This window comes from Pseudomonas sp. FGI182 (assembly GCF_000511325.1).
GTDB lineage: Bacteria > Pseudomonadota > Gammaproteobacteria > Pseudomonadales > Pseudomonadaceae > Aquipseudomonas > Aquipseudomonas putida_Z.
Genome location: NZ_CP007012.1, coordinates 4,964,420 through 4,984,540, shown reverse-complemented (window position 1 = coordinate 4,984,540; position 20,121 = coordinate 4,964,420). Strand labels below are relative to the sequence as shown.

The window sequence follows — 20,121 nt, the reverse complement described above, 5'->3', positions numbered from 1 at the left end:
TATTGCAGGCCCGAAAACGCCCGGACCTTCGCCATGACGCGCAAAACCGCCGGTCTCTCGCTCAGCTATCGCCTGGCCGTGACTTCACGCAGCCTGGCCGCGCTGCTGGGCGGCTACCTGCTGGCGTCCGTGGCCAGCGTCTGCATTACCCTGGTAGCGCCGCTGCCACAGGTCGATGCCACGCTCACCGGCCTGCTGCTGTCATTCGTCTTCTACCTGCTAGCGTTCATCTGGTGCTTCGCCTGCCGCAGCGCTTTGCGCGCCTGGCTGGGCGTGCTGGCGCCAAGCGTGCTGCTGGGGGTGATCAGCGGGTTGGCCTACTGGATGAAAACCCCATGAAAGAAGGCTTCCGCCAAGCCATGGCCTGGCTGCACACCTGGACCGGCCTGATCTTCGGCTGGCTGCTGTTCGCCATCTTCCTCACCGGCACGCTGTCGTATTTCAAGGAAGAAATCACCCACTGGTCGCAGCCGGAAGTGCGCAGCCATGCACTGGACCCGACCCATAGCCTGGAGGTGGCCCAGCGGTACCTGCAGGACAACGCCGGGCATTCGGGCACCTGGCTGATCCGCATGCCCAACGCACGCGAGGCCGCCTTGAGCGTGGGTTATCGCGACCCCAATGGCGGGCCACGCGGCTTCGTCACCAAGACCCTCGATACCCAGACCGGCCAGCCGGTGGAGGCACGCGACAGTCGCGGTGGCGAGTTCTTCTACCGCTTTCACTTCCAGCTGCAGATGCCATACCCCTTTGGCCGCTGGCTGTCGACGTTCTGCGCCTTCATCATGCTGCTGGGGCTGGTCACCGGCATCATCACCCACAAGAAGATCTTCAAGGAGTTCTTCACCTTCCGCCCCGGCAAGGGCCAGCGTTCCTGGCTGGACGGGCACAACGCCATTGGCGTGCTGGTGCTGCCGTTCCACCTGATGATCAGCTACAGCAGCCTGGTGCTGTTCATGTACATGGTGATGCCGGCGGGCATCATGGCCAGCTACGGCAATGACACCGGCAAGTACTTCAACGACCTGTTCGGCCGTAACGATGCGCCCAAGGCGGCCCATGTGGCCGCGCCGCTGGTACCGTTGCCGAGCCTGTACGCCAAGGTGCAGTACCTGCAACCGGGCGCGCGTATCGGCCGTATCCAGGTGGAAAATGCCGGCGACAGCAATGCCCGCGTTACCTTCACCCAGTCCGCGGCCGACCATGTGGCCTATCGGCGCAGCGCCAATTGGACCTTCGATGGCGCCAGCGGTGTGCTGTTGAGCCAGGGTAAGCCGGAGAGCGGGACAATGATGACCGCCTTCAGCTTTGCCGGCCTGCACATGGGCAATTTCGCCGGGCCCTGGCTGCGCTGGCTGTACTTCTTCTTTGGCGTGGCCGGTACCGCGGTGATCGGCACCGGGCTGGTGATGTGGCTGGGCAAGCGTCAGCTCAAGCATGCGAAGAGCGAACGCCTGCCGGGCGAACTGCGCCTGGTCGAGGTGCTCAATATCGCCAGCATGAGCGGCCTGTTGCTGGCCGTGGCGGGCTTCTTCTGGGCCAACCGCCTGATCCCGATGGGTGTCGAAGGCCGGGCCGATTGGGAGGTCAACGCCTTCTTCACCGCCTGGGGCCTGTCGCTGGTGCACGCTGTGCTGCGCAGCGGGCGGCGGGCATGGGGCGAGCAACTGGCGCTGGGCGCGCTGGCCTTCGCCTTGCTGCCGGCGCTCAACGGCCTGACCACCGGCCAGGGCCTGAACCATTCGCTGTCGGCGGGTGACTGGGCGATGGCCGGCTTCGACCTTACAGCGTTGGGCACTGGTCTGTTCCTGGCCTGGCTGGCCGGCAAGATGTTGCACAGCCCGAAACCTGTGGCCAAGCGGGCCCCTCGTGCAGCAAAGAAGCCGAGTACTGAAACGGCGGAGGCGAGCTGATGCTGGGTAATGCACTGATCGCTTACGCCGGCTTCGTTGCCCTGTGCCTGGCCATGGAGAAGCACTTCGTCGACCTGCTCGGGCGCAAGCCGCGCCCCGGGCAGTTGCGCCTGTTGCGCAGCGCCGGCTGGCTGTTGCTGGTGCTGTCGCTGGTGCTCAGCGTGCACCTGCGTGGCTGGGCCCATGGCCTGGTGGAGTGGACCGCAGTGATGATGGCCGGGGTGACCCTGTGGGTGTTCGGCCTGCCATACCAGCCCCGCCTGTTGCTGGGCCTGGCCGCCGCCAGCGTGGTGCTGGGCCCGTTGCTGGCCGTGTTCGCCGAGTGATCAGGTGAGCGAGCCGGGCGACATGATCGAGGCGGGTGCTGAAAGCGGCGGCGGGCGTGCGCGCTTCGTCCAGGTGTTCCAGGCCCAGCGGGCACGCATGGAGGCCCTGGTGAGCCGCCGGGTCGGCTGCCGGGCCACGGCATCGGACCTGGTCCAGGAACTGTTCCTGCGCTTCTGGCGTCGCCCCGAGGTCAAGGTCGAGGCGCTGGACACCTACCTGCTGCGCTGCGCCGGCAACCTGGCCATCGACCACCTGCGCAGCGAAGGCAGCCGCGAGCGCGTGGCCGAAGCTGTGCTGCCGCTGGATGAAGCGGCCATGGCCCAGGCCCCGGAACAGGCCGTGGAGGTCGATCACGACTTGCAGCGCATCGACGCTGCCTTGCGCGCCTTGCCCGAGCGCACCCGGCAGATCTTCCTGCTCAACCGTATCCACGGCTGCAAGTACGGCGAGATCGCCAAGGCCATGCAACTGTCCCAGAGTGCTGTGGAAAAGCATATGATGCGCGCCCTCGAAGCGTGCAAGGCGAGTGTTGCCGAGCCCGCGTCCACCCCACGCCGGCCAGGGAATGCCCGTCGATGAGCCGTTTACCGCCGATCACCGAGGCGCAGTCCCGGGCTGCACTGCGATGGCTCAGCCGCATCAACGAGCAGCCTGCGCAAGCCGAAGGCGCGGCGTTCAAGCGCTGGCTGCTGGCCGACCCTGGGCACCGTGAGGCCTACGCCCAGGCCCAGGCGCTGTGGCAGAACAGCGCCGCCCCGGCGGCGCGCCTGGCTGCTGAAGAACAGGCAAGCCTGCAACGTTACCTGGATGCGATGGCCAGGCCACCGGCCAGGCACCCCTGGCGGCAGCGGGTCGCGGCGCTGGCGGTGGCTGCGTGCCTGGTACTGGCCGTGGGCGTTGCCGGTGGTTGGCACCCGGGCCTGTGGCTGCAGGACCTGCAGGCCGACTACAGCAGTGCTGGTCAAGTTAGCCAGGTGACCTTGGCCGACCAGTCGCAGGTGACGCTGGATGCGGGAAGCGCGATTGCAGTCGATTTTGTGCAGGGCGAGCGCCGCGTGCGGTTGTTGCATGGTGCGGCGTTCTTCCAGGTCACGCATACCGGCACGCCGTTCGTGGTGGAAGCTGCCGGTGGCGAGGTGCGCGTGCTTGGCACCCAGTTCGAAGTGCGCGAGCAGGACGAGGGGGCCCAGGTCACGGTACGCAGCGGGCGGGTGGCGGTGAGCCCGGCGCCGGGCGCAGCAGCGCGTGAACTGACGGCCAACCAGCAGGCGGCCTACGCTGCCGGCCGAGTCGGCGACACCCTGGCGGTGGACAGCGACAACCGCCTGGCCTGGCGCCAGGGCTGGCTGAATTACTACCAGGTGCCGCTGGCGCAGGTGGTCGAGGACCTGGGGCGTTATTACCCGGGGCGCATCCTGCTGCTCGATGATGAGTTGGGGCGGCGCAAGGTCAGTGGCAGTTTCCCCGTGGCCGAGCCGTTGCTGGCGCTGGACTCGCTGGGCAAGGTGATGGGCTTTTCGCGGCAGACTGTGCTGGGGCGGTTGACTGTCATCCGATAGTTGCCTGTGCCGGCCTCTTCGCGGGCTTGCCCGCTCCCACAGGTACTGCACCGGATTCGAGACTTGTGCAGTCCCTGTGGGAGCGGGCAAGCCCGCGAAGAGGCCGGCACAGGCAAAAATATTTTCAGGTAGCGGGTGAGGTAACAGGACGTGGCATCCGTGTAATGAGTGGAAGTGCGATTCATTCGCAGTCATATCCCTCTCACAGGTCAGCGTCCATGAAGTTCACCCCGCGTTGCGTCCCTCTCTGGCTCGGCCTTTCCGCGCTCCCGGCATTCGCTGTCGCCCCCCTGGCCTGTGCCGCCGAGCAGCAGCAGGCGTACACCTTCGCCCAGCCAGCGCAACCCCTTGCCCAGGCACTTGGTGCCTTCAGCCGCACCACCGGCCAGAGCGTGGTCTACACCCTGGAACTGCCAGGCGTGCAGGCGCCGGCGCTGAACGGCAGGTTCAGCGCCGAACAGGCCCTGCAACAGCTGCTGGACACTACCGGGCTGGCCTGGCGCCGCGTCGATGCACGCACGCTCACCCTCGAAGCAGTGGACACCTCCGGCGCGCTTAACCTGCAGGCCATCACCGTGACCTCGCAACTGGACGACTACAGCTACCAGCCCCCGGCTACCGCCTCGATCATGCGCGGGCAGGGCCCTAGCCAGGACATCCCCCAAGCCATCAACGTGGTGCCGGCCCAGGTCATCCGTGACCAGGCTCCGCGCAACCTCGATGACGCCCTGGCCAATGTCAGCGGCATCACCCAGGGCAACAATTTCGGTGGCACCTCCGACACGGTGATGAAGCGCGGTTTCGGCGACAACCGCGACGGCTCGATCATGCGCGATGGCATGCCCATCGTGCAGGGCCGCAGCCTCAACGCCAGCACCGAGCGGGTTGAAGTGCTCAAGGGCCCGGCTTCGCTGCTGTACGGCATCCAGGACCCGGGCGGGGTCATCAACGTGGTCAGCAAGCGCCCGCAGCTCGAGCAGTACAACGCCCTGACCGTGCGCGGGTCGACCTACGGCAGCGGCAAGAACGGCAGCGGTGGCGGGTTCGACAGCACCGGCGCGCTCGGCGACAGCAACTTCGCCTATCGCCTGATCGTCGACCACGAAGATGAAGACTACTGGCGCAACTACGGCGTGCACCGCGAATCGCTGGTAGCGCCGTCGCTGGCCTGGCTGGGCGAAGACACCCAGGTGGTACTGGCCTACGAGCACCGCGAATTTCTCTACCCCTTCGACCGTGGCACGGCGTTCGGCAACAACGGCCACCCGCTGGATATCCCAGCCACGCGGCGCCTGGACGAGCCCTTCAACGACATGGAGGGGCGTTCCGACCTGTACCGACTGGAAGTCGACCACCAACTGGCCGATGACTGGAAGCTGCACTTCGGCTACAGCTTCAACCGCGAAACCTATGATGCCAGCCAGGTGCGGGTGACCGGCGTGAATGAAAATAGCGGCACGCTGTCGCGCAGCATCGACGGCACCCACAACGCCATGAGCCGTGACCAGTTCGCCACCCTGAGCCTGGCCGGCAATGTGCAACTGGCCGGGATGCAGAACGACCTGCTGTTCGGTGTCGATCATGAAGACCGCAAGATCTTTCGCGGGGACCTGATCCGGCAGAGCGCCCAATCTACCTTCAGCTACATGAACCCGATCTACGGGCAGGAAGTGGAGGGCACCACCGTCAAAGCCAGTGACAGCGACCAGACCGACAAGCTACGCACCGACGCGTTGTTCGTGCAGGACGCGCTGCACCTGGATGATCACTGGATCCTGGTGGCCGGTGCGCGCTTCCAGCAGTTCGACCAATACGCCGGCCGCGGCCGCCCGTTCAAGGCCAACACCGACATCAATGGCCAGGCGTGGGTGCCGCATGCAGGTATCGTCTACAAGGTGGACGAGCAGCTGTCGTTTTATGGCAGCTATAGCGAGTCGTTCAAGCCCAACTCCACCATCGCGCCGCTGGTCGGCAACGTGGTGCTTGACTCGTCGGTGGCGCCGGAGGAGGGCAAATCGTGGGAGCTGGGCGCCAAGCTCGACATGCCAGGCCGCCTTACCGGAACCCTGGCGTTGTTCGACATCACCAAGCGCAACGTGCTGGTTTCCAACTTTGATACCAGTACGCGCGAAACGGTGTACAGCAATGCTGGAGAGGTCAGCTCACGGGGTGTCGAGCTGGACCTGACTGGTCAGTTGAGCGAGCGATGGAGCCTGATCGGCAGCTACGCCTTCACCGATGCGCAAGTGACCAAGGACCCGGACCTCAAGGGCAACCGCCTGCAGAACGTGGCCCGCCACAGTGGTTCGCTGTCGGCAGTGTATGACTATGGCAGCCTGTTCGGCGGCGATCGCCTGCGCATTGGCGCGGGGGCCCGATACGTGGGCGAGCGCGCTGGCAACCCGACCAACACCTTCGACCTGCCGTCCTATACCGTGGCCGATGCCTTTGCCAGCTACGAGACCAGGCTCGACGAGCACAAGGTGCTGTTGCAGCTGAACGTGAAGAACCTGTTCGACAAGGTTTACTACAGCTCGGCGGTGAACCAGTACTTTGTGGCCATTGGCGATGCGCGGCAGGTGAGCTTGTCCAGTACCTTCGAGTTCTAGGCATTTGGGGCTGCTTTGCAGCCCTATCGCGACACAAGGCCGCTCCTACAGGGAAACGCGTACCCCTGTAGGAGCGGCCTTGTGTCGCGATAGGGCCGCAAAGCGGCCCCAGTTTCACGAATTGAAGGCCAGACGGTACTCGCCAGGCGTTGCACCGACCGCCTGGCGGAACCGGTTGCTGAAATGGCTGGCACTGGCAAACCCGCACAACAGGGCAATCTCCCCCAAAGGCATCAACCCCAGCCGCAACAGCTGGCAGGCCCGGTGCAGCCGCCGGGCGAGCAGGTACTGGTGCGGCGGCAGCCCGAAACTGGCGCGGAACATGCGCGCAAAGTGGTATTCGGACAGGTTGCAGCGCAAGGCCAGTTCACCCAGGGTGATGGGCTGGTCGAGGTGCGCTTCGATGTAGTCGACCATTTGCCGGCGCAGGCTCGGTGCCAGCCCGCCTTTCAGCCGCAGGCCCTGGCGCAGCCCGACCTGGTTGAGCAGCGCATGGTCGACGATCTCGTGCGCCAGGCTGCTGGCCAGCAAGCGTTCGCCAGGTTCATCCCAGTCCAGGGTTATCAGCTGGCGAAAGCGCTTGGCCTGCTGCGGGTCATCGAGAAAGGTCGCTTCCTGCAGTTGCAGCTCACGCGGTTCACGGTCGAGCAGGCGCACACAGCCCAGGGCGAATTGCGCCTCGCTGACATACAGGTGCGCCAGGCGGATCGCGCCATTGACCACCCAGTTCGATTCCTGCCCGGCGGGCATCACGCACAGCTTGTCGGGCGCCCCTTTGTCGCCGGGGCGCTGGCGGCGAAAGGTGCCGGTGCCGTCGGCGATGTAGCACGACAGGGTGTGATGGCTCGGTGCCTGGTAGTCGCGGGCATCGTCGCGGTTGCTCCACAACGCCGCCGCCAGCCCGTCGCCCAGGTGCGCGCTCAGCTCCAGCCGGGCGTGGGGCGAGGCGTGCATGGCGTTGAACACTTGCAGCTGGGTGAGTGGCGTCATGGGCGGTTCCTCTTGCCAGCCATCCTACTGCGCCTTGGGCAGGCTTACAGCTACCCGCGGGACAAATGCGCAAGTTTGTGCAAGCCGGGGAGGGGCCCCCGGATGAAACTGGAGGCCTCGGCGAGGGCTGCGCCCTCGATCGCAGGCAAGCCAGCTCCTACAGGGACCGCGCCAGCCTCGAGCTTGGCGCTGTACTTGTGGGAGCTGGCTTGCCGGCGATGGGCCGCATCGCGGCCCCGGGATGCATGGTCGATCGCCTGAGGAGCCCCACCGATGAACCTGTCACTCTACTTGCTAACCGTCCTGATCTGGGGCACCACCTGGATCGCCCTTAAACTCCAGCTGGGTGTGGTCGCCATTCCGGTCTCGATCGTCTACCGCTTCGCCCTGGCCGGGCTGATCCTGTTCGCCTTTCTGCTGCTCACCCGCCGCCTGCAGCCAATGAACCGGCGTGGCCACCAGATCTGTCTGGCCCAGGGCCTGTGCCTGTTCTGCGTCAACTTCATCTGCTTCCTCAGCGCCAGCCAGTGGATTGCCAGCGGCCTGATCGCCGTGGTGTTCTCCACCGCCACCCTGTGGAACGCACTCAACGCGCGGATCTTCTTCGGCCAGAAGATCGCCAGCAACGTGCTCGGCGGCGGCGCCTTGGGGCTACTTGGCCTGGGGCTGCTGTTCTGGCCCGAGCTGTCCCACCACTCGGCCAGCCGCGAAACCCTGTACGGCCTTGGCCTGGCGCTGCTCGGCACGCTGTGCTTCTCGGCCGGCAACATGCTGTCGAGCATGCAGCAGAAGGCCGGGCTCAAACCCATGACTACCAATGCCTGGGGCATGGTCTACGGGGCGGTGATGCTGGCGGTGTTCTGCGTGGTCAGCGGCGTGCCATTCAGCATGGAGTGGAACGTGCGGTACATCGGCTCGTTGCTGTACCTGGTGGTGCCGGGCTCGGTGATCGCCTTTACCGCCTACCTGACCCTGGTCGGGCGCATGGGGCCGGAGCGGGCAGCGTACTGCACGGTGCTGTTCCCGTTGGTGGCGTTGAACGTGTCGGCGGTGGCCGAGGGGTATCAGTGGACGGCGCCGGCCTTGTTGGGGTTGGTGGCGGTGATGGCGGGGAATGTACTGGTGTTTCGCAAACCCAAGGCCAGGGTGGCTGAGGGTGTTGTGGTGGCCAAATAGGTGATGGGTTGCCTGTGCCGGCCCTTTCGCGGGCTCGCCCGCTCCCACAAGTACTGCACAGGCCTTTAGGGCGGTGGTGTACCTGTGGGAGCGGGCGAGCCCGCGAAAGGGCCAGGGCAGGGAGCAGGGGGCTATCAGCCCTTCCACACCTGCGGGTTCACCAGGTCCCGCGGCCGCTCACCCAGCAGCGCCGCGCGCAGGTTGTCGATTGCCCGGTTGGCCATGGCCTCGCGGGTTTCGGCAGTGGCCGAGCCAACGTGCGGCAAGGTCAGGGCATTGGGCAGCTTGAACAGCGGCGAATCGCTCAGCGGCTCTTTCTCGTACACGTCCAGGCCCGCACCGCGAATGGTGCCGTTCTGCAGTGCCTCGATCAGCGCCGCCTCGTCCACCACCGGCCCGCGGGCGATGTTGATCAGGAACGCGCTCGGCTTCATCAGTTGCAACTCACGCGCACCGATCAGCTTGCGGGTGGCATCGGACAACGGCACCACGATGCAGACAAAGTCGGCTTCGGCCAGCAGTTGCTCCAGGCTGCGGAACTGCGCGCCCAGCTCTTGCTCCAGTGCGCTCTTGCGGCTGTTGCCGGAATAGATGACCGGCATGTTGAAACCGAACCGGCCGCGGCGGGCAATGGCGGCACCGATGTTGCCCATGCCGACGATGCCTAAGGTCTTGCCGTGCACATCGCTGCCGAAATGGGCCGGGCCCACGGTAGCTTGCCAGTTGCCGGCCTTGGTCCAGGCATCCAGCTCGGCGGTGCGGCGGGCGCAGCCCATGATCAGCGAGAAGCCCAGGTCGGCGGTGCTTTCGGTCAGCACGTCGGGGGTGTTGGTCAGGGCGATGCCGCGTTCGTTGAAGTAGTCCAGATCGTAGTTGTCGTAGCCGACCGACACGCTGGATACCACCTCCAGCCTGGCCGCCCCTTCAAGCTGCGACCGGCCGAGCTTGCGGCCAACGCCGATCAGGCCATGGGCCTCGGGCAGGGCTTCGTTGAACTGGGCATTGATGTCGCCGAGCTTGGGGTTCGGCACGATCACGTTGAAGTCTTGCTGCAGGCGTTCGGCCATGGCCGGGGTGATACGGCTGAAGGCCAGGACGGTCTTTTTCATCGGGCAACTTCTCTGCAAGGCGTGGGACGGTGGGGGCTTCTTCGCGGGCACGCCCGCTCCCACAGGTACCGCACAGATTGAAGGCCTGTGCATTACCTGTGGGAGCGGGCGTGCCCGCGAATGGCCTGACAATGGTTAGCAACCTACCATTGTCCGCCCTCGCAATGCAGCAGCTTTTTAGTTGGCGATCATCACCTGATGGGTTTTAAGGTCCGCCTCATGGGCTGCCAGAATCTCCGGCAGCGAGTTGCGCAGGTACTCCACCCAGGTCTTGATCTTGGCATCCAGGTACTGCCGCGACGGGTAGATGGCGTACAGGTTCAGCTCCTGCAGCCGGTACTCGGGCAGCACCCGTACCAGGCTGCCATCGCGCAGCCCGTCGATGGCCGAATAGATCGGCAGCACGCCCACGCCCATGCCGCTGCGGATGGCGGTTTTCATGGCATCGGCAGTATTGACCATGAACGGCGAGCTGGTGATGTTGACCATCTCCTGGCCTTCCGGCCCGTCGAACAGCCATTTCTCCAACGGAATCACCGGGCTGACCATGCGCAGGCAGGCGTGCTTGAGCAGGTCGGCAGGCTTGTGCGCAACGCCGTGGCGGGCGATGTAGGCGGGCGAGGCGCAGACGATGCTGTAGGTGATGCCCAGGCGCTGGGACACGAACCCCGAGTCGGGCAGTTCGGTGGCCAGCACGATGGACACGTCATAGCCCTCGTCGAGCAGGTCGGGCACGCGGTTGGCCATGGTCAGGTCGAAGGTCACGTCCGGGTGCGATTCGCGGTAGCGGGCGATGGCGTCGACCACGAAGTGCTGACCGACCCCGGTCATCGAGTGCACCTTCAACTGCCCGGCCGGGCGGGCATGGGCGTCGCTGGCCTCGGCCTCGGCTTCTTCGACATAGGTAAGAATCTGTTCGCAACGCATCAGGTAGCGCTTGCCGGCTTCGGTCAGCGCAATGCGGCGGGTGGTGCGATTGAGCAGCCTTGTTTGCAGATGGGCTTCCAGGTTGGAGACCGCCCGCGACACGTTCGCGGTGGTCGTATCCAGTTGCCCGGCGGCAGCGGTAAAGCTGCCGAGTTGGGCTACGCAACTGAAAGCACGCATGTTTTGCAGGGTGTCCATGGGTCACTCTCGATGTAGAGGACAAAATTGTGTCACGAAGTAACGTAAAAGAGATGAAAAGTTGCCTTCGACCAAAGGCGGATTATCGCTGTTTTGGTAACAAAGATTCGCAGGAATCCACGCTTATCGCCAGTGCTGCCGCCCCCTAGAATTGCCCGGCCCCTTTACCTCTTCCTCGGGAAATCGCAGCTGTGCCGCGTCGCATCATCAGAACGCTCAATGCGTTCAGTGCCTGTGCCCTTGCCCTCACCTTGAGCGGCTGTATCGGAACCTGGGGCATTGCCCCGCAAAGCAAGACGCTGCAAGCCAACACCCTGACCACCGACGCGGCCATACGCGAAGCCGCGACCGACGCGCACTGGCCCGACCAGCAGTGGTGGCACGCCTATGGCGACCCCCAGCTGGACCGCTGGGTTGCCCTGGCCGTGGCCGGCAGCCCGAGCCTGGCCATGGCTGCGGCGCGGGTGCGCGAAGCCAAGGCCATGGCCGGCGTGGTCGAATCGGCGGAAAAGCTCCAGGCCAACGGCCAGGCCTCGCTCAAGCGCCACAATTGGCCTGAAGACCAGTTCTACGGCCCGGGCGCGCTTTCCGGTGCCAACACCTGGGACAACAACGCCGCCATTGGCTTCAGCTATGCACTCGACCTGTGGGGCCGCGAACGCAACGCCAGCGAGCAGGCCGTGGACCAGGCGCACATGAGCGTGGCCGAAGCCCGCCAGGCGCAACTGGAGCTGCAGAACAACGTGGTGCGCGCCTACATTCAGCTGAGCCTGCACTTCGCCCAGCGCGATATCGTCAAGGCCGAGCTGGAACAGCAGGAGCAGATCCTCGCCTTGGCCAAGCGCCGCCTGGATGCCGGCATCGGCACTCACTTCGAAGTCAGCCAGGCCGAAGCGCCGTTGCCGGAAACCCACCGCCAGCTCGACAGCCTGGACGAAGAAATTGCCCTGGCCCGCAACCAGCTGGCCGCCCTGGCCGGCAAGGGCCCGGGGGAGGGCGCGCAGTTGCAGCGCCCGAGCCTGGCCCTGGCCGCGCCGCTGAAGCTGCCGTCGAACCTGCCGGCCGAACTGGTCGGCCAGCGCCCCGACGTGGTCGCCAGCCGTTGGCAGGTGGCCGCCCAGGCGCGGGGCATCGATGTCGCCCATGCCGGCTTCTTCCCCAACGTCGACCTGGTCGGCAGCCTTGGTTTCATGGCAACCGGCGGCGGCCCGCTGGAGTTCCTCACCGGGCGCAAGTTCAACTACAACGTCGGCCCGGCCATCAGCCTGCCGATCTTCGACGGTGGCCGCCTGCGCTCGCAGCTGGGCGTGGCCTCGGCGGGCTATGACGTGGCCGTGGCGCGCTACAACCAGACCGTGGTCGGTGCGCTGAAGAACATCTCCGACCAGCTGATCCGCCGTGAGTCGATGAAGGAGCAGTCGCACTTCGCCGCCGAGTCGGTCGCGGCCGCGCAGAAAACCTACGACATCGCCATGGTCGCCTTCCAGCGTGGCCTTACCGACTACCTCAACGTGCTCAACGCCCAGACCTTGCTGTTCCGCCAGCAGCAGGTGCAACAGCAGGTGCAGGCTGCCCGCCTGATTGCCCATGCCGAGTTGGTCACCGCCCTGGGCGGCGGCTTGCAGGCTGGTCAGGATGTGCCGAAAGAGGAGCGCCAGGCCGCACCGAAAACCCCGGCCACCCTGGCCATTTTCGACAAGAAGCCGGATAACGCCGAATGAGCACTTCCAGTTTGCCCGTGCGCTGGCTGCAGAGCCTGGAATGGCGCCGGGGCTTCTTTGCCTGGGCGCGCACCGACGGGGTGACCTGGGTGTACATCTTCAAGGTGCTGGCCGCTGCGTTCATCACCCTGTGGCTGGCCATGCGCCTGGAGTTGCCACAACCGCGCACGGCGATGATCACCGTGTTCATCGTCATGCAGCCGCAAAGCGGGCATGTGTTCGCCAAGAGTTTCTACCGGGTGCTCGGCACCCTGGCCGGCTCGGCGATGATGGTGGCGCTGATCGCCATATTCCCGCAGAACACCGAGCTGTTCCTGCCCAGCCTGGCCCTGTGGGTAGGCCTGTGCTCGGCCGGTGCCATGCGCTACCGCACCTTCCGCGCCTATGGCTTCGTGCTGGCCGGCTACACCGCGGCGATGATCGGCCTGCCGGTGCTGGAGCACCCTGACCAGGCGTTCATGGCGGCGGTATGGCGGGTGCTGGAAATTGCCCTGGGCATTCTGGTGTCGACCTTCGTCAGCGCCGCGATCTTGCCGCAGTCGGCCAGTGCCGCCATGCGCAACGCCCTGTACCAGCGCTTTGGCGTGTTCGCCGGGGTGGTGGTCGAGGCTCTGCGCGGCGAAAGCCAGCGGGACCGCTTCGAGAGTAGCAACGTGCGCTTCGTCGCTGAAGCAGTGGGCCTCGAGAGCCTGCGCAACGTCACCGCCTTCGAAGACCCGCACATGCGCCGGCGCTCTGGTCGCCTGGTGCGCATGAACAGCGAGTTCATGGCCATCACCACGCGCTTCAATGCCCTGCACCGGTTGCTGGAGCGCCTGCGCGCCCGCGGCCCGCTGCAGATCGTCGGCGCCATCGAGCCGGGCCTGAACACCCTGGTGGAGCTGTTGCAGCCCTACGTGGGCCGGGCGCTGACCGACGCCGATGCGTTACGCCTGACCCTGGAGCTGGCCGCCTACAAGGAAGGCTTGCAGGCACAGGTGCGCGGCCTGCGCGCCGAGTACCTGGCAACCGAGCCGAGCGAGTCCGACCTGCTCGACTTCCACACCGCCTTCGAGCTGCTCTACCGCTTCGTCGACGAGATGTACGGCTACGCCGAAACCCACGCCTCGCTGGCCGCGCACCGGCACGAACGCGAGCAGTGGGATGAGCCCTACGTGGCGCAGACCAGCTGGCTGGTATCGTTGGCCGCCGGTGTGCGCGCCTCGGCGGTGCTGTTGCTGCTGGGCAGCTACTGGCTGTTCAGCGACTGGCCCAGCGGCGCCATGATGACCCTGATCGCCACCGTCACCGTGGGCCTGTCGGCAGCCTCGCCGAACCCCAAGCGCATGTCGTTCCAGATGGCCTGCGGCACGGCGATTGGTGCCTTCGTCGGCTTCTTCGAAACCTTCTTCGTGTTCCCCTGGATCGACGGTTTCCCGCTGCTGTGCATGGTCCTGGCACCGGTGTTCGTGCTGGGCGCGTTCCTTTCGTCACGGCCGGCTTATGCTGGCTACGGCATCGGCCTGCTGGTGTTCTTCGCCATCGGTTCGGTGCCGAACAACCTCACCGTGTATGACCCATACACCTTCATCAACGACTACATCGGCATGGTCATCGGCATGTTCGTCTGTGCCGCTGCCGGGGCGATCATCCTGCCGCCCAACAGCCGCTGGCTGTGGAGCCGCCTGGAGCAGGAACTGCGCGAGCAGGTGCTGTTCGCCATCAGCGGCCGCCTGCGCGGCATCGGCACCGCCTTCGAAAGCCGCACCCGTGACCTGCTGCACCAGGCCTATGGCCTGGCAGCCGGCAAGCCGCAGGTACAGAGCCAGTTGATGGGCTGGATGTTCACCGTGCTGGAAATCGGCCACGCCATCATCGAGCTGCGCAAGGAACAGGCCCGTGCGCCGGTGCACCCGGCCTACGCCGAGTCGCAGCCCTGGCGCCAGGCGATCCGCGTGATGGGCCGTGCCCTGGCCCGGCTGTTTTTGCAGCCCAGCGCCAGCAACCACGAACGCGCGCTGGTGGCGGTGGACCACGCCATCGCCCGCGTGCAGGCCACCGACGAGCCCTTCGCCCGCCACTTCGACACTTCGGTGCTGCGCCGCGCGCAAAGCTACCTGCACTTCATCCGTTCTTCCCTGCTCGACCCACAGTCGCCGTTGGCACCGGCGAAAGGACTGCACGATGCTCCGTGAAACCATGCCCCGTGAAATCGCTTTCCATGGCGTGTACATGCCCACCATGACCTTGATGTTCCTGTTCGCCCTGGGCCTGGCCTGGGGCCTGGACCGGTTCATTGCCAGCCATGATGGCTACCGCTTCTTCTGGCACCCGGCGCTGCTGCGCCTGAGCCTGTTCGTCTGCCTGTTCGGCGCTTTGGCGCTGTCGCTCTACTGGTGAGAATCCTTCGATGAAAAAGTTCTTCAGCCTGATCGCCACCTTGTTGGTGCTTGCCGCTGCCGTGGTGATCGGTCGCCAGTTGTGGCTGCACTACATGACCACGCCATGGACCCGCGACGGCCGTGTGCGTGCCGACATCATCAACGTCGCTGCCGACGTGCCTGGCTATGTGGTGGACGTGCCGGTCAAGGACAACCAGCGGGTGAAGAAGGGCGACCTGCTGATCCAGATCGACCCCGAGCATTACCAACTGGCGGTCGACCAGGCCAAGGCGCTGGTCGCTTCGCGCAAGGCCACCTGGGAGATGCGCAAGGTCAACGCCAAGCGCCGTGCAGACATGGACAACCTGGTGATCTCCAAGGAAAACCGCGACGACGCCAGCAACATCGCCAACTCCGCCCAGGCGGACTACCAGCAGGCCCTTGCCGAACTGGCAGCCGCCGAACTGAACCTCAAGCGCACGCATATCGTGGCCACGGTGGACGGATACGTGACCAACCTGAATATCCACAAGGGTGACTATGCGCGTACCGGTGAAGCGGTGATGGCGGTGGTCGACGAGAACTCGTTCTGGGTATACGGGTTCTTCGAGGAGACCAAGCTGCCGCATGTGAAGGTGGGTGACCAGGCTGAGCTGCAGATGATGAGCGGCGAGCGCATCAAAGGGCATGTGGAGAGCATCGCCCGCGGCATTTACGACCGCGACAACCCACAGAGCCGCGAGTTGATCGCCGATGTGAACCCGACTTTCAACTGGGTGCGGCTGGCGCAGCGGGTGCCGGTGCGCATTCATATCGATGAGGTGCCGGACGGGTTTTTGCTGGCGGCGGGGACGACTTGTACGGTGGTGGTGAAGCCGAGTGAGGGGTGATCACAGCTTAGGTTGGACTTTTTGGCGTCTTTAGGAAAAGGACTACACGAGGGTAGGAAGCGGATGTCATGAGTCGCCTGTAGCTCGCGCTGCACAATGCCGTTTTCGAGTCGCCTGCAGCTTGCTCTGGCAGTGAGTCGGAAAAGGAATGGCCCCGCAATGCGGGGCCATTGATACGTACCTAGCGTCATCACCAGCATGACCATCAGGTCTTCTGGGAGAGGGCGACATAGGGCTGCATCGCGAATGCTAATACAGGAGGGACGAGTTTGACAAACCAGGACTGGAGCCAATTTCTTGAGCAGGCTTTTTCCAAGCCTCGCCTTGCTCGATACGCCATCAACCCTCGTAAAACCGCCGCCGCTACTGCGTATGCCCATAACATGCTGCTCGGGCAAGCAATCTACCCGTGCCTGCACGTACTGGAGGTCAGTCTGCGCAACGCCCTGAATCAGGCTTTGCGGCTCAAGTACGGGCGAGCCGATTGGTGGGAGGCGGCGGAGTCACTCACCGCTGTCGACAGGTCAGAAATTGAGAAGGCCAAGGCATCGATCAAGGTGAAGCGCCATGCCGCAACACCCGACAAAATCGTTTCTGATCTTAGCTTTGGTTTTTGGGTCTCCCTGCTTAACACCAGGCACGAGCAGGCGCTCTGGAAGGAGTTACGCCTTGCTTTCCCCCGGTGCCCGAAGAAAAGGCGCCAAAGAAATGAAATTTCAAAGGTGTTGAATCTGATTCGGGATCTACGCAATCGAGCAGCTCACCACGATGCCTTGCTCTGGTTGGAACCCGATATTCGGCAACGGCATCTTCTCTGCCTTGAAGTTATTGGTTGGGTAAGCCCGGAGTTGAAGCCTTGGCTTACCCGCTATGATGGTTTTTCCGAAGCATGGTCAAACTGGGTTTGCTGCACCGCCTATGACTGCTAACCAGCAGCCCCCACCAATACTGGTACCTTCACCCGATCAATCACCTTCGCGCTGATCGACGGGTCCAGCATCCGCCCCAGCCGCGAAAGGTGGCGGTGGCCCATGATGATCAGTTCACAGTTCAGTTCCTGTGCCTTGGCCACGATTGCCTCGACCGGCTGCCCGGCCACCATGCAGCCCCGGCTGGCGAAGCCGGCTTGCTGCAACTCGCGCACCGCCTCGGCCACGGCTTGGTCGGCCTGGTGCTGCTCTTCGCAGGCGGCGGGGTATTCTTCCAGTTCTTCTGCGGTGTAAGGCGCGGGTTGGTCGTGGACGGCGAAGGTAGTGTCGATGGCCAGCAGCACGTGCAGTTCGTGCTCGTCGGCGCGGCAGTAGCGGCGGGCGAGGGTGAGCAGGGCGGTGGATGCAGGGGAGGCGTCGATGGCGATCAGGACAGGGCTGGGCATGTGGAATCCTTGTTTCAGGCTGGCTAAGGGGTTGTCTGTTCTGGCCTCTTCGCGGGTAAACCCGCTCCCACAGGTGCGCCACAGTATTCAAAGCCTGTGCAGTCACTGTGGGAGCGGGTTCACCCGCGAAGAGGCCGAACCTGCCATTCCTCATTCTTGGCTCAATCCACCCTCAGGATAAATGCCCCACCACGCACGAGCGCATTGCGTCTGGTGCAATCCAGCAACCTGCTACCATCGCCATTCCCCACAGCTGTAACGGAAAACGGCCATGCAACTCCCGGACATGAACCTGCTCGTCGCCCTCGATGCCCTGCTCGACGAGGGCAGCGTGGTCGGCGCGGCGCAGCGCATGAACCTGAGCCCGGCGGCGATGAGCCGGACCTTGGGGCGTATCCGCGATGCGTTGGGTGACCCGATCCTGGTGCGCGCCGGTCGCGGCCTGGTGCCGACACCGCGGGCGCTGGCCCTGCGCGAGCAGGTGGCGGCGTTGGTGGAGCAGGCCGGCGAGGTGTTCCGCAGTGGCGACGAGGTCGACCTGCCCAAGCTTGACCGGGCCTTCAACATCCGCACCAACGACCTGTTCATCGCCCTGTACGGTGCCCAGTTGCTGCGGCGCATGCACGAGCAGGCACCGCGCACGGTGCTGCGCTTCGTGCCGGAAAGCCCCGGCGGCGATGATGACAGCGTGCTGCGCGACGGGCGTACCGACCTGATCATCAGCTCGACCGTGGACCTGGGGCCGGAGATCAAGGTGCAGAGCCTGTTCCAGACCTACTACGTGGGCCTGGCGCGGCGCGACCACCCGATTTTCGAGCAGCCGATCACGGCGCACAGTTTTGCCAGTTATCCACAGATCAGCGTGTCCCGCCGTGGCCGTGCCAATGGGCCGATCGATGTGGAACTGGCCAACTTCAAGGTGCAGCGGCGGGTGGCGCTGATTACCCCGAGTTTTCACTCGGCGCTGTTCTCGCTGCCGGATTCCGACCTGATCCTGCCGATGCCGGCCAACATCCTCAACAGCGTGCACAAGCTCGGGCTGCCGCTGCGCTCGTTCGAGATCCCGGTGCCGCTGGAGCGAGTGACCGTGCTGCAGGCATGGCACCCCCGGTTTCACAATGACCCGGCACATCGGTGGTTGCGGCAGACCCTGAAGGCTTGCTGCAGCGTCGACCCTTGATACCAGGTTGGCTTCTTCGCGGGCATGCCCGCTCCCACAGGTACACCACAGCCCTCAGGCCCTGTGATTTTTCTGTGGGAGCGGGCGCGCCCGCGAAGCAGGCGACTCGGTTTCGAAGTGGATTGCGCCTGACGCAACATAAACCTACCGATAAGTCAGTTTTCGTCAGCATTCGACCTTCTTAGACTTGCTCCAGTCGCAAATTTGTTGCTGGAGATGTCTGCCCATGAGTTCCCTGTCCGCCCCATCTGCCGCGATTGCCGCTGCCCCCGCGCCGGCCGCGCCTGCGCAGACTGCGTTCGGCCTGCAGGTAGTGGTCGGGCTGTTCGGTGTGCTGCTGGCCGTGTTGTGCGCGGGCCTCAACGAGTCGGTGACCAAGATCTCCCTGGCCGATATCCGTGGGGCCATGGGCATCGGTGCCGACGAAGGCGCCTGGCTGCTGGCGGTCTACAGCGCCGCCTCGGTTTCGGCCATGGCCTTCGCGCCATGGCTGGCCACCACGTTCTCGCTGCGGCGCTTCACCATGAGCGCCATCGGCCTGTTCGCCGTGCTCGGCCTGCTGCAACCGTTCGCCCCCAACCTGCACAGCCTGATGCTGCTGCGTGTGCTCCAGGGCTTCGCCTCTGGCGCCTTGCCGCCGATGTTGATGAGCGTGGCCCTGCGCTTCCTGCCACCGGGCATCAAGGTCTATGGCCTGGCCTGCTATGCCCTCACCGCCACCTTCGGCCCCAACCTCGGCACGCCGCTGGCAGGGCTGTGGACCGAATACGTCGGTTGGCAGTGGGCGTTCTGGCAGATCATCCTGCCCTCGGCGCTGGCCATGTTCTGCGTCGGTTGGGGCCTGCCGCAGGACCCGCTGCGCCTGGAGCGCTTCAAGCAGTTCGACTGGCGCGGCGTGCTGCTCGGCCTGCCCGCCATCAGCTGCATCGTGCTGGGCCTGTCGCTGGGTGACCGCTGGGGCTGGTTCGATTCGCCGCTGATCTGCTGGCTGCTCGGCGGTGGCCTGCTGTTGCTGGTGCTGTTCATGTACAACGAATGGTCCGAGCCGCTGCCGTTCTTCCAGTTGCGCATGCTGTCACGGCGCAACCTGAGTTTCGCCCTGGTGACCCTGGCCGGTGTGCTGATCGTGCTCTCGGGCGTTGGCAGCATTCCGTCGGCCTATCTGGCGCAGATTCAGGGATACCGCCCGGCGCAGACCAGCCCGCTGATGATGCTGGTGGCCATGCCGCAGCTGATCGCCCTGCCGCTGACGGCGGCGCTGTGCAACATCCGCGCGGTGGACTGCCGTTGGGTGCTGGGCATCGGCCTGGCGATGCTGGCGGCGTCCTGCGTCGGCAGCAGCCTGCTGACCAGCGAGTGGATCCGTGGCGACTTCTACCCGTTCTACCTGCTGCAGGTGTTCGGCCAGCCAATGGCAGTGCTGCCGCTGCTGATGCTGTCCACCAACGGCATGACCCCGCAGGAAGGCCCGTTCGCCTCCAGCTGGTTCAACACCGTCAAGGGCCTGGCCGCGGTGATCGCCGGTGGCCTGCTGGACGCCCTTGGCACCCTGCGCCGGCACTTCCATTCCAACCACCTGGTGGACAGCCTGGGCAACGCCCCGCTGGTCGACGGTAACGCAGCCGGCCTGGCCAGGCGCATCCACGACCAGGCGCTGGTGCTGACCTCGGCCGACCTCTACCTGGTCATGGCCTGCATTGCCGTGGCCCTGATCTGCCTGATTCCTTTCGTGCCTACCCGGGTCTATCCGCCGCGCGCGGTGGCCTGAACCCTGGATGAATTCGAGA

Annotated in this window: 18 protein-coding genes; 14 read left to right on the top strand and 4 right to left on the bottom strand. The window is 65.0% G+C overall.

From position 1 onward, the window contains the following. The first annotated feature begins 33 nt into the window (after nucleotides 1-33). The 6 genes from C163_RS21905 (at nucleotide 34) to C163_RS21880 (ending at nucleotide 6,408) form a co-directional block, all read left to right on the top strand. Entirely contained in the window at nucleotides 34-339 is a 306-nt protein-coding gene (locus tag C163_RS21905) for a DUF3649 domain-containing protein (protein ID WP_025340606.1), read from the top strand. Next, nucleotides 336-1,913 (top strand): PepSY domain-containing protein, encoded by a 1,578-nt coding sequence (locus tag C163_RS21900; RefSeq protein ID WP_025340605.1) that lies wholly within the window; start codon nucleotides 336-338, stop codon nucleotides 1,911-1,913. Before C163_RS21905 ends, C163_RS21900 begins: the two co-directional genes overlap by 4 nt. Further along, nucleotides 1,913-2,239, top strand: a complete 327-nt coding sequence (locus tag C163_RS21895) for a DUF3325 domain-containing protein (RefSeq protein WP_015271767.1) — start codon at nucleotides 1,913-1,915, stop codon at nucleotides 2,237-2,239. The genes C163_RS21900 and C163_RS21895 overlap by 1 nt, the downstream gene beginning before the upstream one ends. 4 nt (nucleotides 2,240-2,243) lie before the next feature. Continuing rightward, complete coding sequence (locus C163_RS21890; RefSeq protein ID WP_025340604.1) at nucleotides 2,244-2,819, top strand: RNA polymerase sigma factor; 576 nt, start codon at nucleotides 2,244-2,246, stop codon at nucleotides 2,817-2,819. Then, on the top strand, nucleotides 2,816-3,799 hold the full coding sequence (locus C163_RS21885; protein ID WP_025340603.1) for a FecR domain-containing protein: 984 nt from the start codon (nucleotides 2,816-2,818) through the stop codon (nucleotides 3,797-3,799). The genes C163_RS21890 and C163_RS21885 overlap by 4 nt, the downstream gene beginning before the upstream one ends. A 218-nt stretch (nucleotides 3,800-4,017) precedes the next feature. Next, nucleotides 4,018-6,408: a TonB-dependent receptor gene (locus C163_RS21880; protein WP_025340602.1), complete on the top strand. Its 2,391-nt coding sequence runs from the start codon at nucleotides 4,018-4,020 to the stop codon at nucleotides 6,406-6,408. 114 nt (nucleotides 6,409-6,522) lie between these two features. On the opposite strand, the gene C163_RS21875 is transcribed toward C163_RS21880, so the two are convergent. Beyond that, nucleotides 6,523-7,398: a helix-turn-helix domain-containing protein gene (locus C163_RS21875; RefSeq protein WP_025340601.1), complete on the bottom strand. Its 876-nt coding sequence runs from the start codon at nucleotides 7,396-7,398 to the stop codon at nucleotides 6,523-6,525. 273 nt (nucleotides 7,399-7,671) lie between these two features. On the opposite strand from C163_RS21875, the gene C163_RS21870 reads away from it, so the two are divergent. Then, the gene (locus C163_RS21870; protein WP_025340600.1) at nucleotides 7,672-8,574 is read left to right on the top strand and encodes a DMT family transporter; all 903 of its coding nucleotides are present in this window, start codon (nucleotides 7,672-7,674) and stop codon (nucleotides 8,572-8,574) included. A gap of 134 nt (nucleotides 8,575-8,708) precedes the next feature. Here C163_RS21870 and C163_RS21865 read toward each other — a convergent pair whose 3' ends face one another. Next, nucleotides 8,709-9,683 carry a D-glycerate dehydrogenase gene (locus C163_RS21865; protein ID WP_025340599.1) on the bottom strand — a complete coding sequence of 325 codons (975 nt, stop codon included), beginning with the start codon at nucleotides 9,681-9,683 and terminating at the stop codon, nucleotides 8,709-8,711. Between the two features lie 177 nt (nucleotides 9,684-9,860). Beyond that, nucleotides 9,861-10,808: a LysR family transcriptional regulator gene (locus C163_RS21860; RefSeq protein WP_013974172.1), complete on the bottom strand. Its 948-nt coding sequence runs from the start codon at nucleotides 10,806-10,808 to the stop codon at nucleotides 9,861-9,863. A 191-nt stretch (nucleotides 10,809-10,999) separates the two neighbouring features. Here C163_RS21860 and C163_RS21855 point away from each other — a divergent pair, with 191 nt between their 5' ends. The 5 genes from C163_RS21855 to C163_RS21835 all read left to right on the top strand — a co-directional run bounded on the left by C163_RS21855 (nucleotide 11,000) and on the right by C163_RS21835 (nucleotide 16,708). After that, nucleotides 11,000-12,529 carry an efflux transporter outer membrane subunit gene (locus C163_RS21855; RefSeq protein ID WP_025340598.1) on the top strand — a complete coding sequence of 510 codons (1,530 nt, stop codon included), beginning with the start codon at nucleotides 11,000-11,002 and terminating at the stop codon, nucleotides 12,527-12,529. Beyond that, nucleotides 12,526-14,703, top strand: a complete 2,178-nt coding sequence (locus C163_RS21850; protein WP_025340597.1) for an FUSC family protein — start codon at nucleotides 12,526-12,528, stop codon at nucleotides 14,701-14,703. Before C163_RS21855 ends, C163_RS21850 begins: the two co-directional genes overlap by 4 nt. Nucleotides 14,704-14,707: 4 nt before the next feature. After that, nucleotides 14,708-14,908, top strand: coding sequence for a DUF1656 domain-containing protein (locus tag C163_RS21845; RefSeq protein WP_008097766.1), 201 nt, complete (start codon nucleotides 14,708-14,710; stop codon nucleotides 14,906-14,908). Nucleotides 14,909-14,918: 10 nt separating this feature from the next. Then, nucleotides 14,919-15,779, top strand: a complete 861-nt coding sequence (locus C163_RS21840; protein WP_025340596.1) for an HlyD family secretion protein — start codon at nucleotides 14,919-14,921, stop codon at nucleotides 15,777-15,779. A gap of 269 nt (nucleotides 15,780-16,048) precedes the next feature. Further along, nucleotides 16,049-16,708 (top strand): Abi family protein, encoded by a 660-nt coding sequence (locus C163_RS21835; protein ID WP_025340595.1) that lies wholly within the window; start codon nucleotides 16,049-16,051, stop codon nucleotides 16,706-16,708. On the opposite strand, the gene C163_RS21830 is transcribed toward C163_RS21835, so the two are convergent. Continuing rightward, nucleotides 16,705-17,154 carry a universal stress protein gene (locus tag C163_RS21830; RefSeq protein WP_025340594.1) on the bottom strand — a complete coding sequence of 150 codons (450 nt, stop codon included), beginning with the start codon at nucleotides 17,152-17,154 and terminating at the stop codon, nucleotides 16,705-16,707. The two genes, C163_RS21835 and C163_RS21830, sit on opposite strands and share 4 nt — an antisense overlap. 271 nt (nucleotides 17,155-17,425) lie before the next feature. Here C163_RS21830 and C163_RS21825 point away from each other — a divergent pair, with 271 nt between their 5' ends. Together C163_RS21825 and C163_RS21820 are read left to right on the top strand one after the other, a co-directional pair. Next, nucleotides 17,426-18,334, top strand: a complete 909-nt coding sequence (locus C163_RS21825; RefSeq protein ID WP_015271755.1) for a LysR family transcriptional regulator — start codon at nucleotides 17,426-17,428, stop codon at nucleotides 18,332-18,334. 226 nt (nucleotides 18,335-18,560) lie between these two features. After that, nucleotides 18,561-20,102 (top strand): MFS transporter, encoded by a 1,542-nt coding sequence (locus C163_RS21820; protein ID WP_025340593.1) that lies wholly within the window; start codon nucleotides 18,561-18,563, stop codon nucleotides 20,100-20,102. Nucleotides 20,103-20,121 lie beyond the last annotated feature (19 nt).